A 16485-nucleotide genomic window follows, 5' to 3' on the forward strand; every position below is an offset into this window, starting at 1 on the left:
AATTATTGTACGTTATAAAATCATTACAGTTTATGCTAAAAAACAGCTTAAAATTAGTACATTTTGTCATATTCATGAGTGTGTTGAATTTTATATTCTTCCATTTTCCGTTTTATACTTTTGTTTTTAACAACATTGATTATAGAAGCTTTGGCGGCGTTATTCTGATTGCTAGTTTAATCGTTTTAATGCTGGTGATGAATGCTTTTGTACTTTATCTGTTTTTTTCGGCGTCACGTCGCTTCGGGAAATCCATACTTGTTTTGTTCTTTCTGATCAATTCAGTCGCCGTTTATTTTGTCAATACGTATAGCGTGATTCTAGATGAAACAATGATCGGTAATATATTGAATACCCGGTATTCTGAGTCCAGTGGTTTCTTTTCATTCAAATTGATACTCTACTTAATTTTTCTTGGCATTATTCCTAGTATCTTCATTATCAAAGCCAAAATAATAAAAGATAAACCGAAAAAGTTCCTTATTACGACCTCTTTATCCCTGTTGTTTATTACTATTTTAATATTTGCTAATGCAAGTAACTGGCTATGGATTGATAAGAATTCTAAGACTCTCGGCGCGCTTGCCATGCCTTGGTCTTATACCGTAAATATTTCACGTTTTTACATTCACGAACATCAAAAGAATAAAAAAGAGATATTATTGCCTGACGCGACGATAACTGACCACAGAAAAGCGGTGGTCGTGCTTGTTATTGGAGAATCTGCAAGAAGGGAGAATTTTTCGTTGTATGGATATCAAAAAAATACAAATCCTTTGCTTTCAAAGACACCCAATCTTTATCATTTTGATGCAACCTCTTGTTCGACCTACACCACAGCAGGAGTAAAGTGTTTATTGGAACACAAAAATACAGACGATTTATACGAAATTCTGCCAAATTACCTTTACAGAAATGATGTTGATGTAATATGGCGTACAAGCAATTGGGGTGAGCCGCCTGTACATATTAAAGAATATGAAACAATTGACCAGCTTGCAGCAAACTGTAAAGGTGAAGAATGTGCTTACGATGAGGTTTTATTAACACGATTAAAAGAACGGATATGCGCGAGTAAAAAGGATAAAGTATTTGTCGTTCTTCACACAAGTACAAGCCATGGTCCAACATATAGCAGGAAGTACCCAGCTCGATTCGAAAAGTTTAAACCCGTTTGTAATAGTGTAGAATTAGGGAATTGTTCAAAAGAAGAGCTGATCAATGCTTACGATAATACGGTCGTCTATACGGACTATATTTTACACAAGCTGATAGAAGACCTAAAAGGATTAAAAGAATATAACAGTGCCATGTTATTCGTGTCTGATCATGGGGAGTCATTGGGTGAAAATAACCTATATATGCATGGGCTTCCAATGAGTATTGCTCCAAAAGAGCAATATGAAATTCCTTTTATTGTCTGGGTGTCTGACCATTCAAAACAGTTGAAACCAAATAAAACCTTGACCCAAAATCATGTATTTCATAGTGTGCTGAAATTTTTGGATATGAAGAGCCCTATCTATGATGAGAATATGGATATTTTCAAATAGCGAGCAATAGAGATTGTCAAGGTTTATTGATTTTACAGTATGAAATCAGCTAAGAAGATTATAATTGAACCTGTAATAGATGATTCTTTTTCTATAAGTCGGATAGATCACCACCTTAACGATCATGAAACATTTAATAGACTGACCTATCATCGTATTTTTTTTGTCGAAACCGGTGCCGGATATCTTTCTATTGATAATAATATATTTGAGTTACATGACAATAGCATTTTTCTCTTACCCAAGGGACCGATCTATGCTTTTTCAGATCAGACTTCGGTAATGGGTTTTTCCCCTGAACTACCGTAATCAATTTGTCTATGCAGATTGAAAATTGCACACGGTAAATTTTGACATTTCAAACGTACTTATTGCTATTCCTATAGGCTGTTGCCACCATAATTTTGTTCTAAATATCTTAAAGTTATGGCAGTAAATCATCTAAAAAAAGTGTAAAAAAAGTGGCGGGCATTGTTATTCCGGACAGTAAAATCGCAACGCAAGCGACAGCATTACTATTGGATCTGACTTTCAAAAATATTTTGATCAGTGTCATCTTAATGGCGCGGTTGCACTTTATGACAATAATGATATTGACCATATAACACCCTTCGACACGAAACAGCGTTTTGTGTTTTGCAGTTTTCGCTAAGAGCTGTTATAGCAGGGTCAAATACTTCTCTCGCAGATAGAGCATCGCTTTGTCGATCGAATCTGCCCGTCTGTGCTAACTTTTATTGGAATTTTCCAATAAAAGTTCTCCCCAAGCATTCAATTTCCAGAGTACTTCCACTAAACTTTTCCCTAAGGGGGTCAATGAATACTCCACTCTTGGAGGAAGCTCATGGAAAGATTGTTTGATTAGAATGCCATCATTGACCATTTCACCCAATTGTTGGTTTAGCACTCGTCTATCAACTTTTGCAATACCACGAAGCATTTCACTTGGGCGTTTTTCCCCTTCATTGATACGCCATACAATCGGAATTTTCCATTTCCCACTAATCGCATTGACAGCAAATTCCAATGGACATATTTTTTGTTTTATTGTTTTATCTGTTATACGCATAAAATTGACTTTTTTGTCCCATAGGGATAATAAAATGCGGTATTGTGATTGTGCATTTACTTTTAAAACTTTGCAGAAATAACATACAGCATCATGAAAAATTTAGAATACGAAATTGCTAAATTAAATGCGAATTTAGCAACTCTTCCTCTCGAAATAAAGGAAATATTTGGCAGATCCATTCAGGATCTACAGTCTGGAGATCTAACCGAAAAGAGTCTGCAGATAGGGGACAAGTTCCCTGATTTTAATTTGGTGAATTTGAAGCGTGAAGAAATTGAGCTGGGAAAACTTCTGAAGAAAGGAAAGGTTATTGTGGCTTTTTTCCGCGGTAGCTGGTGTCCCTACTGTAATCTCGAGTTAAGAGCTTTACAACAGAATTTGACTCATTTTACTGCTGTTGAAGCCACTCTTCTTGCAATTTCGCCACAAGTGCCTAAGTTTAGCGAAGCACTTCTGACGGACAACAATTTGGATTTCGAATTGTTGTTTGACGAAGATAATGCTTTGGCAATCAGTGTTGGCATCTCATTTGAACTTCAGGATTATGCCATTTCAAGCTATGATCGCTTGGGAATCAATTTATCCGCCTACAATGGTAATGACAGCAACAGACTGCCGGTCCCTGCTGTTTTTGTGATCGATCCTGATTATACGATATCTTATCGATTTATGGATGTCAACTATATGAATAGGCTTAATATCGAAGAGTTAATAGCACAGCTATGAGTAAAATACAACGTAAAGGAGCAAGACGGATAGCGGATATTTCGATAGATTGCCTGGCCAGTCTGAACCGTGGAGAAATTGAAACTGCAAATCTTATGGAGTGGCTCGCTGTTGATCCACGGTTTTTACTCGAGTATATCCTTCAGCAAAATGGGCGCATTCATTACTTGAAACCAATCTTGGTACTGCTTGATCAGTTACAGAAACCGACGGTAAATTCCATCAATGAAACGATCGGGCGGGCGCTGCTCGATTTGATCACACAATATCGTGATAATACCTTCCTGACAATACTATCCAATCATGCTGCAGATCTCGTGCGTTGCTGGGCAACCTACACGGTCGGAGATAATAAGCAGCTTGAAATTGAGAAACTACTGTTGTCAATGCGTCCTTTTGCCGCAGATCGGCATTTTGGGGTGCGAGAAATCAGCTGGATGGCGATACGTAATAGGATAGCTTTGGACTTGGAAAGGAGTATTGCTGGTCTGAGTCTATGGACGATGGAGAAGGATGAAAATTTGAGACGTTTTGCTTCGGAGGCAACCCGACCGAGAGGTGTATGGTGTAAGCACATCGATCGCTTGAAGCAGGAGCCAAGTCTAGCCTTGTCTATTTTAGAACCGCTAAAATCTGACCCTTCAAAATATGTTCAGGATAGTGTTGGAAATTGGCTAAATGACGCCAGCAAAAGCCAACCCAGTTTTGTTAGGGCACTTTGTAATCGCTGGGAACAGGAAAGCGATACCAAGGAAACGCAATACATCATTCGAAAAGCACTTCGAACTATTCTGAAATAAATATGTCCGGTGGTTACAGAACAAAAAATGACGATCGCTCGCTTGAGCGACATTTGACCTCAGTTTACGACAATAAATCTAAGTTTGCGTACGTTAACTAACGCAGGTTAGATGGATGATCGGCTTGTCCGAAATTAAAAGCCGCCATTCATTGTTCTTAAAAGGACGATAAATGGCGGCTATCAGTTGAAATGATTTATTCGATAAGTATGATTTTACTCTTCCTTATTCTGTGCTTTCATTAGTAACGCGAAAGCATTTTTGAGTGCTAATTGTGTGTTCGGTCGAATGTTATCGGCCTGAATCTGCTGTTTTCCGTTCTCTTGGATACCTAATTTTACCTCATTCATTTGAAATGAACCAGCGCTATGTTGTACAAATACAAAATATTTATTTTGCCAACGTAGGATAGCGTCTTCTGGTACAACCATTGCCTTGGTATTATTGATATGAAGATCGGCATTCATGAACATCCCAGGGGTCAAAATAGCATCGGATTTTTGAAAACGGCATAGCACTTCAGCCATTCTATTTTCATCAAAAGTGCGGTTGACAAGAAAGACTGTGGCCGGAATTTTTCGAGCGACTTCCGTATTGGCATATGCAGAAACAGTATTTCCTATCTTGACTTTAGCCAGATCTTTTTCGAACAGCTGTAGGGAAAGATACATGTCTGATGGATTAACAATCTCAAATAGGATATCTGTGGGAGCGGTATATTTTCCAACACTGACATTCACTTTGGTGATAAAACCATTGATTGGAGACAATATAGGTACGTCTTTTTTGATGCCTGTCGTCGTCAGTTTCTTCGGCTCGATTCCGATAAGACGCAGTTTTTCCGCCAATGAGTGAATTAGGATACGTTCACGATCCATATCTGCTTTGGCCTGCTGGAACACCTTGTCGCTGCTTGCCTTGCTTTGATTGAGCTCGTATTGTCTTTTATATTCTGTTTCGGCGAGCACATAATTTGTCTGTGCAGTCAAATAGTCCTGTTGGATCTGGATAAACTGCATATCTTCGATAGTTGCCAATATCTGACCTTTCCGCACGGGTTTTCCAGGGAGCATAGTCGTCGATTTAATATAGCCACCAATGGGAAAACTTAGGCTCACAGTGCTTTCCGGCGCAACAGCGACATGGCCCTGTAATGTAATTTTGCCACTGACATTTTCGATTGTAGGGGGCCCGATGACAATACCGGCTGCTGCAATCTGTTTGGGTTCAAGTTGGACACTTTGCGCTAGAGGTGTAGAATCTGCCACGGGCGCTGGCCTGTTATTTTCGGTGTTTTCTCCTTGAGCACAGGCAACGAAGGAAAAAAGGATCAAACTGTATACTGTGTTTTTTAACGATTTATTCATTGTATAACTTACTTAATTGGATGGCTGCTTGATTGTAACTGTTTAATGTATTGATGTATTCGCTTTGTATGCCAATGGCCTGGTTGACAAGAATGACCCATTGTAGGTAGTCTATTTCGCCATTGACGAATTGCTTGTCGGCTGTTACAAAAATTGTATCTGCATGCTTTAATCCACGATCTTCATAATATTTTAGTACTTCTTTAAACTTCTCAACCTGCTCGATGGCATTGTTTGATTCTGTCTTCAATTCACTTTTTACGTATTCAAGTTCTTTCAACTGACCTTTCCATGCGAGTTTTGCCGCGTTTATTCGATTGGACTGCGCTCCAAAAAATAGGGGTACACTGATGCCGGCGCTGAAGTAGCTCAAACGGTCGGACGAACGATACAATACCTCCTGACCATGGAAGGTTTGTACCCCCTGCAACGTTTGACTATTATATCCTATTGTAATTTCAGGAAGCAACTTTGAACGCTCCAGTTGCCATTGCGCATGTGCCGTCTGTGTCTGAAGTTGCGCAATCTTATAGGCTGGAAGTGCTTCAGCCTGACTGGATAAGTCCGGGTGAATCGACATAACTTCTTTATATTTAATTGTGTCGGAGGCTGGGATAAAACGAATGCTGTCTTGCAATAAGAAATTGAATCTGTTCAGGGTGATGTTCATATCTTTTTGAAGCAGCTTTAATTGATTATTGATTTCTTGACGCTGTGTTTGGGCTGCGGTTTGCTCCAGGATATTTGCTGCGCCAACTTCAAAGCGTTTGCTTGTCTTTGCTTCAAAAATACGATACAGACTATCTGCGCGTAACAAGAGCTCCTTTCGTTTGCCCATTGCCAGATAATCGAAATACAGACTCTTAACGGCGGTGCGAATCTCCAGGAGATTAAACTTGGTGGATTCACGCGCCAAAGAGAGCTCGTTTTGTAAGACTGCTGTCTGTTTTTTATAAACAGCTGGAAAACTAACCGTTTGGCTGATACCGATGCGATTATCGGTATACGCACTATTCACATGACCGTAATCGCCTGAAATAGCTAATTTAGATGGGTCGAATCCGGTTTTGGCCAATTTTTCCTTAGCTTGTTCATTGATCCTGAGCTGTTGGATACGCGGACTATTATGCTCTGCCCGCTGTATGGCCTGCGCTAAAGATATATGCTGTGTACTGTTGATCGTTTGTGCCGAAATCTGAGCATCCTGAAAAAAGGAACAAGACAATAGAACCAATAGGACTATTTTGGTTACAGCCGAATTTGGTTTGCTAAAGGCTTTGTCAGATTTATTAAACAACAGATATAATGCGGGCAAAACAAAGAGGGTAAGGAATGTTGCTGAGATTAAACCGCCAATAACAACCGTTGCCAGTGGACGTTGTACTTCAGCACCTGCACCATTGCTCAATGCCATTGGTAAAAATCCCAGGGAAGCCACGGCGGCGGTCATCAGTACCGGGCGGAGACGATTGCGAGTGCCCACCATGATCAGTTCCTGCATGTCGGTAATAATCCCTTCCTTTTTAATACGGTTAAACTCCGAGATCAAGACAATGCCATTTAAAACGGCAACACCAAATAGCGCAATGAAACCAATGCCTGCCGAGATACTAAAGGGCATCCCCCGAAGTGCCAGGGCAAAAACACCTCCAATCGCCGACAGGGGAATTGCAGTGTAGATCAGGGCGCCATCTTTTAACGACGAAAATGCAAAGTAAAGCATCCCAAAAATTAAAAGCAGGGCAATGGGCACAGCAATGCTCAGGCGGGCCTTGGCCTGTTGCAGATTTTCAAATGTACCACCATAAGTCAATGTGTAGCCTGTATCCATTTTAAGCTGGGCAGCAACCTTTTGCTGCAATTCCTCCACGATGCTTTGCACATCACGCCCCCTGACATTGAAGCCCATGATAATACGGCGCCGCGCATTTTCCCGCTGGATTTGGTTAGGACCCTCCACTTCATCAATATGTGCAATCTGGCTAAGTGGAATCTGTAACCCTTTGGCGGTCGTTACTTGTAGATTCCTGACATCTTCAATATTACGGCGACCTTCATTACCTACGCGCACAACAAGATCGAAGCTTTTTTCACCTTCATAGATCTTGCCTGCGGAAGCTCCTGCAAAAGCCGAATTAACAGTGCGATTGATGGAAGCGATATCGAGACCATATTTTGCTATCTCATCCCGGTTGTAGTCTATGACAATCTGGGGCATTCCCGTGACTGATTCGATGTACCAGTCTGCAGTTCCTTTTACTGTCTTTGCAATATCGCCCAATTGCTGCGCATAGTTTGCCAATTTATCGAGGTCTTCTCCATAAATCTTGCACACGACATCTTGTTTTGCGCCCGTCATTAATTCATTAAAACGCATTTGTACAGGAAATTGAAAGCCTGTCGTTATCCCGGGCATAACTTCCTGTGCTGTTGAAGACATTTTACCTGCTAACTCCACAAATGATTTAGCATTTTTCCATTCCGACTTTGGTTTTAAGACAATGATCATATCACCACCTTCAATAGGCATTGGATCTGTTGGTATTTCTGCGCTTCCGATCCGCGACACAATTTTTTCAACTTCAGGATAACGATTTTTTAAGGCTTCCGAAACCCGATCCATTGCATTTATAGTTGTCGAGAGATTGGTACCAACGAGCAGCCTTGTCTCTACAGCAAAGTCACCTTCCTCCAATTGAGGTATAAATTCACCCCCCATTTTTGAAAATACAACGATTGAAATAGCGAAAAGTGCAATTGTGATGGCAACGAGTATTTTACGGATAGCAAGTGCACCAGTGAGTGCATTTTGATAAACCCGTTCGAGACGGGTCATAATCCTATCCGAAATATTGGGTTTATGATTGAGCTTCTTGCTCACCACCAGTGAGCTTATCATTGGTACATAGGTCAAAGATAGAATGAAAGCGCCTAAAATAGCGAATGCTACCGTTTGAGCCATCGGTTTAAACATTTTCCCTTCGATTCCAGTAAGCGAAAGAATAGGCAAGTAGACAATCAAGATGATAATTTGTCCAAAAACTGCGGCATTCATCATTCTGGAGGCTGAAGAAGTCACTTCCCGGTCCATTTCCTGTTGGGATAAACTATCGATGCCCTTATATTTTTTTGAAAAATGAATATGGTGTAGGATGGCTTCAACAATGATAACAGCACCATCGACAATTAAACCAAAGTCCAGTGCTCCTAAGCTCATTAGGTTGCCGCTGACGCCAAATGTGTTCATCATGCTGATGGCAAAGAGTAGGGATAGCGGGATGACCGAAGCAACAATTAAACCTGCCCTCAGGTTGCCTAAGAACAGCACAAGAACCAGTATGACAATGAGAGCTCCTTCCAAGAGATTGTGTTCTACCGTTCCAATGGCGTTGTTTACCATTTTCGTGCGGTCGAGGAAGGGTTCGATAAGAACTCCTTTAGGGAGTGTTTTCTGAATTTGATCGACTTTATCTTTGACGATTTTGATCACATCCGAAGAGTTTCCACCTTTGAGCATCATGACAATACCACCGCATACCTCGCCTTGTCCTGCCATTGTTAGTGCGCCATAACGGATAGCTGAGCCCAACCTGACTTCGGCGACGTGATGGATGAGGATCGGTACGCCACCATTATCTTTGACCACAATTTTATTGATGTCGGTTATGGATTTTGTCAAGCCAACACTTCGGATATATAATACTGCGGGGCCTTTTTCGATATAGGCTCCGCCTGTATTCTGGTTGTTGTTTTCGAGTGCCGTAAAGACGTCGCTTATGCTGATATTCAAGGCTTTCAGTTTGGATGGGTTTACAGCAACCTCATATTGTTTGAGTTCTCCACCAAATGTAGCAACATCTGCAACTCCGGGAGTTCCGAGAAGTTGACGGCGCACAGTCCAGTCCTGAATGGTGCGCAAGTCTGCCAGCGAATAGGTCTGTTCATAACCTTTTTGAGGTTTGAGGACATATTGGTAGATTTCACCAAGTCCTGTAGTGACGGGAGCAAGTGTAGGAGCACTTGCATTTTCGTTTATTTCAATTTGTGCGAGACGCTCTGTGACTTGCTGTCTCGCCCAGTAGATATCGGTGCCATCTTCAAATACGATGGTTATTAAAGATAGACCGAACCGCGACATACTTCGACTTTCCTTGATTTCGGGAACATTGCTGACAGCCAATTCCACGGGAAAGGTGATAAGTCGCTCAACGTCTTCGGCACCAAGAGAGGGCGCGGTCGTGATAACTTGAACTTGATTGTTCGTAATATCTGGTACGGCATCGATAGGCAACTTGGTCAATTGGTAGATGCCATAGCCGACCCATACCAATATAAAAAGACCAATCGCCAGTTTGTTTCGAACTGAGAATTGTATTATTCTATTAAGCATTTTAGTAAAATCTAAATTATAAGAAATCGTGCAAACCTCATTTTGGGACAAAAAAAGACCTGCAACTTGAAAAATCAGGTTGTTTTAACATGCTGATTTAATATAAATTAGACTTGAGGCGGGCGGAATAATGCGGAAATATAGGATCTGGAATAATTATTCGGTTTAGGCAAACCAAAAGCACTATCCACTGCGACTTGATGCGGCCTAACATAATGAATCTTATGGTTGGACACAAAGACAAATGAAAATGCTGTTAGATCATATTTTTTGAAGGGCAGTTTCATGTCTTCCTGCTCATCGTTGTCAGGAAGATCCTGGCCCCAATAATGCATGGAAAGAAATTCCATAAAGGTTATGGGCGGACCTATCTCATTATGGATTGTAAAATGCTGATACAGCTTGGGCAGTTTCGCCAGCTGGGACAGCATCGTTGATTCTCCAATGACCAAAAATAGAAATATGTAAAGAAAAAATCTTTTCACCGCTGTAAAAATACAGTTGTTCAATCAATTTCGCAACAAAACTATCACTTATTGTGCAGATCGATCGGGGAAGGGGAGCGTTCTTTGAAACGATGTCATAGTGAGCCGATTTCGGATGGCCGAGTATTAATCCAAGTATAAATCTAGGTGAGCCAATCGGGCGCCATTTAACGCTTTGTGCGTTTTTTGTTGCTTTGTTGTAATCGTTTGTGCGTTATATTATTTAGAATAATTAAAAATAATTCTAAATAATAGGTTTTAATATCTTACATTTGTAACTGTTTAGAATTATTTTAAATAAACACGCTTCTTTATGCGTTTTTATTCTTACTTATGAAAAAGCTCTATTGGACCAGTTTAATCTTGATTTGCACAGCTGCAAATGCACATGGACAGTCAATATACATCCAGGGAAAGATCACTGATAGTAATAAGAATGTACTATTGGGAAGTACCGTGATTTTGGATCAACTGGGACTCTCCAGTATGACAGATGGTGCTGGTGAATATCGTCTAACCATCCCCAAAGAGCAGCTTGGCAAATTTGTTACCTTGTCGGTTTCCTATATCGGTAAGAAAAAGGTTGAAAGAACAGTCTTGTTGGATTCGATAAAGAAGATTGAAAATTTTTTGTTGCAGGATATGAGCCTTGCCCTCGATGAAGTTGCAGTACAGGCGAAGCGGGGAGAGCTGAGTAACTCTTCACTTGTGTTTGATCGGGAAATGATTGAACGGTATCCTGCACTCAGTTTAAATGATCTTTTGAACCGATTGCCAAACCGGAAGAATACTGCTCCTTCTGTACAGGAGATGCAAAATCTAACGCTGAGAGGTGCTTTTAGTGAGACTACAGGGCGCTCGCGCGAGGTTAATGAATTGAATAACTCCTTTGGTGTCGCTATTATAATGGATGACATGGTTTTGGGCAACAATGGAAATATGCAAGGACGGAATGCAGGAATATTTGGCATGTCTTCCTCAACGAATGCAATTAGACCTTCAGATTATGGTTTAACCGGCCGCCCCACAACAGGAAAATTCTATTCCGGAGAAAATGTGTTCAGCGGTCTGGATTTGCGTCAGATTCCGATAGAAAATATCGAACATTTGGAAGTTATTTCAGGCGTAGCACCAGCACGTTATGGCGATTTGTCAAACGGTGCCGTTATCATCGAAAGGCAGGCAGGCAAGACCCCGGCTTTTTTTAGGCTTCAAGTTCGAAGTAATGCAACTTCATATAGTCTGTCCAAGGGAATGTCACTGGGAAAAAAGCTTGGGACAATTAACCTGGATTTAGGTTATGTACAATCTTACGCAGATAATAGAGACAAGCTGAAACAATACGACCGCGTGAATGGGACTTTGATCTGGACAAACTACTTTGGTACAGATAAGCGTCTGAAACAGACTTTTTCAGGATCTTACAATAAAGTGATTGATCAGGTACGAAAGGATCCGGATGACCCACTCTCAAATGCCATTTCTTTTGGTGGCTGGGGCTGGAATGCTTCTAGTCGGACCAATTACAATTTGGGTCATAAATTCCTAAAAAGTATCAGTTTCAATGCAGGACTAAGTTCAACACTGCAGAAAACCTATCGTGAGTATTACTATAATGATGCAGTCGTGCTCTATACCGATTCTGTGCAAACTGGAATTGTAGAAGGACAATACGCCCCTGGTCAATATACTGCTCTGGATCATGTGGACAATAGGCCATTGAATTTAAATGCCCGATTGGAAGGAAATGCGATCGTCATTACAGGCGATATTATCCACAAGATAAACTTTGGAAGTAACTATAGCTATGACATCAATCGTGGAAAGGGGCGAATTGCAGATCCTTCTATTCCAAAGAAGGATCTTGGAGCAAGATCGGATAGGTATTATGATTTTTCATTAACAAACGCTTTGCAAAACCTAGGTTTGTATGCCGAGGATGCAATGCGGACCAAAGTATGGGGAAGGGATCTTAGCATGCGGGCGGGAGTTCGCTGGGATCTTATGAATGGTCATTCATCCATTTCTCCAAGAACAAACATCAATTATTCACTTTCTAAATCAACTCAGATTGGGCTGGCATACGGCCTATCCTTCAAATCTCCTGGATTAGCACAACTATATCCCGGGCCGACCTTTGATGAAATTATATTGCTAAATTCCTATAATGGTAAAGTCAACGAAAGTATGGCATTGATTTACTTGCGGCGTTATGAAAAAGATAATAGCAATCTCAAGAGTAGTGTAGGGCAAACCCTCGAATCATCACTTTCATGGCATAAGAATGGGCATCAGCTGCGTACCAATCTTTTTTATAAAAAAAATACGCGCGGAATCAACACGGTTACGGCTGATCAATTAATGGACTTACCTACATACACGGCCACTGCGGTGCCCGGGGGCAAACCAACGGTTGAACAGACTGGGACGAGAAAGTATTTAATGTCTAATTTGTACTTTGCCAATAGTAATAAATCGTCCAATTTTGGTGCAGAAGTCATGTATTCTACACCCAGAATTCAACAGATTATGACGACTTTCTCCGCTACAACCGCATTTACTTTGGCTAATTCTAGTTCTAATGCGCTGAGCCGTTTGAATTTTAATACCGAAAAAACAGCTTTAGATGACGTTGTCCTTGGATTTTTTCCATCGAAATCCACGAAGAACTATTTAAGTAGAGCGCAATTACGAAGTTCGACTCATTTTCCGGAGTTGCGTTTGATTATTGAACTGAGTGCAGACTGTGAATTATTAAACTACAATAAATCTAACTACCGAGATATTATTCCTGTGGGATATTATACACGCGATTATACGTATCATGCCATTGAGCAGTTTGATATGAACAACCCGAAGCATCTCGAACTCTATACAGGAAGGAAAGAGGAAGCTGACCGGGCAAATATTGAAAACAACTACGTCTACTGGAACTTCGGTCTTAATATGGCTAAGGAAATAGGCAAGAATATTTACCTGTCATTTAACGTCTATAACTTTTTGGATTACCAACCGCGATTTTATAGGGAAGGGGCTACCTCAGTGCAAGCTCCGAATTCTTCTCCTAATTATGGCGCCCAACTGACTTATAAATTTTAACATAAAAACTAAACAAGATGAAAACTCATTACTTAATTCCTTTTCTCTTTTTACCTTTTATTTCCTGTAAAAAAGATAATACACCTGGTATACAACCACTGGATATTAAGCTGAACTTAACATATGCTTCTGAAAATTTTAACACCAAGTTGGACTTAAGCAAGGCTATTGTTAAGATTACCAACCTAGCAACAAAAACCAGTGGTACATATTCCGCGTCACAAGGTGCGGTCAATTTGACCTCCATTATGCCAGGTGAGTATGATATTGATGCTTCTATTACAATACCTAAGGAGCAATACAATAGTTTAACAGGCGAATCAAGCAAAGAGGACGTAACATTTAATGCTTCCCTGAAAAAAATCAGTTTAACAAGTTCTACGACTTTGGACTTGGAATTGATTGCAGGTCTATTGGGCGATTTTGTCATCAAGCAGATTTACTATGCGGGTTCTGATAATAAAGAAGGGGCTTTGTTCAGAGATCAGTTTTTTGAAGTTTACAATAATACAGACCGTGTTTTATATGCCGATAGCCTCTACTTTGGCCGGTTATGGGGAAGACAGTCTCCGACCAGGCAATCCGATTATTACCAGCCAAATGGACAATTGGATTGGAGTAAATCTTTGGGAATGGGAGGCGGCGAATCAGCAAATACAGACTATGTTTACTTAAGAGATTTATTTATGATTCCTGGCAACGGAAAGACCTATCCAGTGGAACCTGGTAAAAGTATTGTGATTGCCCAAAATGCACTAAACCATAAAGCGCCGTTTGTCGGCAATAATGGCAAGGAAGTAGCCATCAAGAATCCTGATCTTACAGTAGATCTTAGTAAAGCCAATTTTGAGGTTTATTATGGAGATATCCCTGGGAAAACTCCTTTTGCAACAGATATTGACAATGCTGCTGTACCCAATGTTGAGATATTAGATTATACAGGCAATGACTGGATATTAGATAATTTAGGGCGCGACGGTTATGTTATTTTTAAACACGCAAATCGTTCAGATGTGGAAAATCTGAAGAGCTATACCGAGCCATCCATCAGCGTTCCGACCTCTACCGCAAAAAGATATAGACAGTTACCTGTCCGTTGGATTATGGATGCCGTTGAGGTGCAGCCAAACACCGAGGATGCTCGAATTCCTAAAAAATTGACAGCATCACAGGATGCCGGTTTTACTTTCGCACCATTAGGCGGTTATTCGTCGCAATCTGTTATTCGCAAGACCGAAAGAACTACTAATGGGGTTCGTAAATTAAGGGACACAAATAATTCTACAGCGGACTTTATGGTGATAAAAGCTAATCCATTTGGATTTGGTGATTAATGACAAATGGTTATTCCAATACCAGGTTTCCGAACGAAAGCTGGTATTTTATAAAAAATACCTGAATGAAAAGTGTGAGATACATCATGTTGTTTTGGGGTGCTTTCTTAGCCTATCACCCTGTCATAGGGCAAAGTAAGTCCAATTCTTTAGATTCAACAGCAGCTTTGAACTATTGGTATCAACCATCATTTGTGATAATGCATGATATGGCAATACGAAACAGGGTATGGATTCCTGAGGAGATCAAAAATAGATCTTCCCTATTAGGTATTCAGCACAGCAAGGGACAAGGCGGCTTTAAGGCGGCTCAGGGAACTGATGGTCTCAGTCAATCCCAATTTTATACGGAAGGGAAGACCGATTGGCGCAAGCCTAGCTTTTGGGGAAGATTTTCCTATGATCGTTCCGTAGAAGACAGCACAGCTTTGCGGCACCAATCCCGATGGAATGCGGATGCGCCATTGTATTTTGGTTCGTTGCGAAAAAATAAATACAATCGGGAGACCTATAAGCTCGATGCAGGAATCCAAAGAGCTTTCTTCGATGATAAGCTTCCGATTTCCCTTGGTATAGATTATCGATTGGGCTCACATTATTCAAACAATGACCCCAGAGGCGATATCAAGGATATGAACCTTCAGTTTGAATTGAGTGCTGGTCACAATCTTCCGACACTTTCTTATCATATTACTGGTATTTGGGGGTATGGTTCTGAACGTGCCAACGTCGGTTATAAAAATGAAAAGTATACAACAAATAAAGAAGATCCATTGTATGTCAATTGGATGATGAACGGTTTTGGAAGTGCGAAGGATCGACTAAAAGAAATTAATTACTATGATATTATTCATCGTAAAGGAGTTGGTGCTCATATCTTGCTGAAACCCAATGATAGCAATAAGATTTATCTCAATGGCCGCTACATTAATGAAGAACAATCATTCAGACGAAATGATAATTCTAAACAAACCTATTTGTCCTTAAATGATTATAAAAAGGATATCGGATCAATCGATTTTTTATGGAGCCGGCAGATGAATCATAAGAAATTGATCAGGGTAGCACTGCAGGGGCAAATTGAAAATGGCCAGGATTTTAATTATACTTACCTAGCGAATAACTACACCTATCGCCGCCATGAAATTTCGTTAAAAACTCAACTTGGGGTACACCAGTATTTGTTTGAAGGCCATGCTGGGATGTATAAGACCGAAAAAAAAGATGGTGTTAGCAGTAACCATATGGTATTTGATCAAATTAAACTGGAACTCGGAGTGAATCGTACATTCCGGCTTGGCGAATGGGCTGAGATAATAGGATCTATAGGCTATACTAAACAATGGTCCCCAAGCCATGATCTCTATGTATCTGAGCTAAATACGGGGGATTTTGGAAAGCAGATACTGTATCAAGATTATCTTTACGACACAGCTCCAAGTAATAGCTGGAATATGTCCTGGGTATGGGGAACGCATCATACGAAGAATAATTGGAGTATACAGTTCCAGATGAATTATCAGTATAGGGGTAATTTGGTGCCGGTAGACTACACGTTGTCAAGTGTGACAGGTAAAGATTGGTTTTTGGGTAAATTGGGGGTTTCCTATATTTTTTAAAAAAATAGATTAATTAGTAATCCTACTTCTTTATAAGAAT

11 protein-coding genes are annotated in these 16485 nt (G+C 40.4%); 7 read left to right on the forward strand and 4 right to left on the reverse strand.

All coding sequences use genetic code 11. The features are described from left to right. Positions 1-32: 32 nt before the first annotated feature. A complete protein-coding gene (gene eptA, locus VXM68_RS15290; RefSeq protein ID WP_367209250.1) occupies positions 33-1553 on the forward strand; it encodes a phosphoethanolamine--lipid A transferase EptA in 1521 nt (506 codons plus the stop codon). Positions 1554-1592: 39 nt separating this feature from the next. Continuing rightward, positions 1593-1862 (forward strand): hypothetical protein, encoded by a 270-nt coding sequence (locus VXM68_RS15295; RefSeq protein ID WP_367209251.1) that lies wholly within the window; start codon positions 1593-1595, stop codon positions 1860-1862. A 418-nt stretch (positions 1863-2280) separates the two neighbouring features. Here VXM68_RS15295 and VXM68_RS15300 read toward each other — a convergent pair whose 3' ends face one another. Then, positions 2281-2622, reverse strand: a complete 342-nt coding sequence (locus tag VXM68_RS15300) for a helix-turn-helix domain-containing protein (RefSeq protein ID WP_294349793.1) — start codon at positions 2620-2622, stop codon at positions 2281-2283. 93 nt (positions 2623-2715) lie between these two features. Between VXM68_RS15300 and VXM68_RS15305 the strand changes: the two genes are divergently transcribed. Both VXM68_RS15305 and VXM68_RS15310 read left to right on the forward strand, forming a co-directional pair. Continuing rightward, positions 2716-3351, forward strand: a complete 636-nt coding sequence (locus tag VXM68_RS15305; protein WP_367209252.1) for a peroxiredoxin-like family protein — start codon at positions 2716-2718, stop codon at positions 3349-3351. After that, positions 3348-4151 (forward strand): DNA alkylation repair protein, encoded by an 804-nt coding sequence (locus VXM68_RS15310; protein WP_367209253.1) that lies wholly within the window; start codon positions 3348-3350, stop codon positions 4149-4151. The genes VXM68_RS15305 and VXM68_RS15310 overlap by 4 nt, the downstream gene beginning before the upstream one ends. A gap of 215 nt (positions 4152-4366) precedes the next feature. Here the strand turns inward: VXM68_RS15310 and VXM68_RS15315 are convergent, their stop codons facing one another. The 3 genes from VXM68_RS15315 to VXM68_RS15325 form a co-directional block, all read right to left on the reverse strand. Next, positions 4367-5518, reverse strand: a complete 1152-nt coding sequence (locus VXM68_RS15315) for an efflux RND transporter periplasmic adaptor subunit (RefSeq protein WP_312329437.1) — start codon at positions 5516-5518, stop codon at positions 4367-4369. Next, positions 5511-9908, reverse strand: a complete 4398-nt coding sequence (locus VXM68_RS15320) for a CusA/CzcA family heavy metal efflux RND transporter (protein ID WP_367209255.1) — start codon at positions 9906-9908, stop codon at positions 5511-5513. Before VXM68_RS15320 ends, VXM68_RS15315 begins: the two co-directional genes overlap by 8 nt. Positions 9909-10015: 107 nt before the next feature. Then, positions 10016-10393 carry a hypothetical protein gene (locus VXM68_RS15325; protein WP_312329439.1) on the reverse strand — a complete coding sequence of 126 codons (378 nt, stop codon included), beginning with the start codon at positions 10391-10393 and terminating at the stop codon, positions 10016-10018. A gap of 333 nt (positions 10394-10726) precedes the next feature. Between VXM68_RS15325 and VXM68_RS15330 the strand changes: the two genes are divergently transcribed. The 3 genes from VXM68_RS15330 to VXM68_RS15340 all read left to right on the forward strand — a co-directional run bounded on the left by VXM68_RS15330 (position 10727) and on the right by VXM68_RS15340 (position 16445). Next, on the forward strand, positions 10727-13492 hold the full coding sequence (locus tag VXM68_RS15330) for a TonB-dependent receptor (RefSeq protein ID WP_367209256.1): 2766 nt from the start codon (positions 10727-10729) through the stop codon (positions 13490-13492). A 17-nt stretch (positions 13493-13509) separates the two neighbouring features. Continuing rightward, complete coding sequence (locus tag VXM68_RS15335; RefSeq protein ID WP_367209257.1) at positions 13510-14826, forward strand: DUF4876 domain-containing protein; 1317 nt, start codon at positions 13510-13512, stop codon at positions 14824-14826. Between the two features lie 65 nt (positions 14827-14891). Continuing rightward, complete coding sequence (locus VXM68_RS15340; RefSeq protein WP_367209258.1) at positions 14892-16445, forward strand: DUF6850 family outer membrane beta-barrel protein; 1554 nt, start codon at positions 14892-14894, stop codon at positions 16443-16445. Positions 16446-16485 lie beyond the last annotated feature (40 nt).

The organism is Sphingobacterium sp. R2, from assembly GCF_040760075.1.
Taxonomy (GTDB): domain Bacteria; phylum Bacteroidota; class Bacteroidia; order Sphingobacteriales; family Sphingobacteriaceae; genus Sphingobacterium.

Coding starts and splice junctions, on each gene's coding strand:
- VXM68_RS15335 (WP_367209257.1), top strand. CDS start 13,510: ATGAAAACTCATTACTTAATTCCTTTTCTCTTTTTACCTTTTATTTCC.
- VXM68_RS15330 (WP_367209256.1), top strand. CDS start 10,727: ATGAAAAAGCTCTATTGGACCAGTTTAATCTTGATTTGCACAGCTGCA.
- VXM68_RS15300 (WP_294349793.1), bottom strand. CDS start 2,622: ATGCGTATAACAGATAAAACAATAAAACAAAAAATATGTCCATTGGAA.
- eptA (WP_367209250.1), top strand. CDS start 33: ATGCTAAAAAACAGCTTAAAATTAGTACATTTTGTCATATTCATGAGT.
- VXM68_RS15305 (WP_367209252.1), top strand. CDS start 2,716: ATGAAAAATTTAGAATACGAAATTGCTAAATTAAATGCGAATTTAGCA.
- VXM68_RS15315 (WP_312329437.1), bottom strand. CDS start 5,518: ATGAATAAATCGTTAAAAAACACAGTATACAGTTTGATCCTTTTTTCC.
- VXM68_RS15340 (WP_367209258.1), top strand. CDS start 14,892: ATGAAAAGTGTGAGATACATCATGTTGTTTTGGGGTGCTTTCTTAGCC.
- VXM68_RS15295 (WP_367209251.1), top strand. CDS start 1,593: ATGAAATCAGCTAAGAAGATTATAATTGAACCTGTAATAGATGATTCT.
- VXM68_RS15310 (WP_367209253.1), top strand. CDS start 3,348: ATGAGTAAAATACAACGTAAAGGAGCAAGACGGATAGCGGATATTTCG.
- VXM68_RS15320 (WP_367209255.1), bottom strand. CDS start 9,908: ATGCTTAATAGAATAATACAATTCTCAGTTCGAAACAAACTGGCGATT.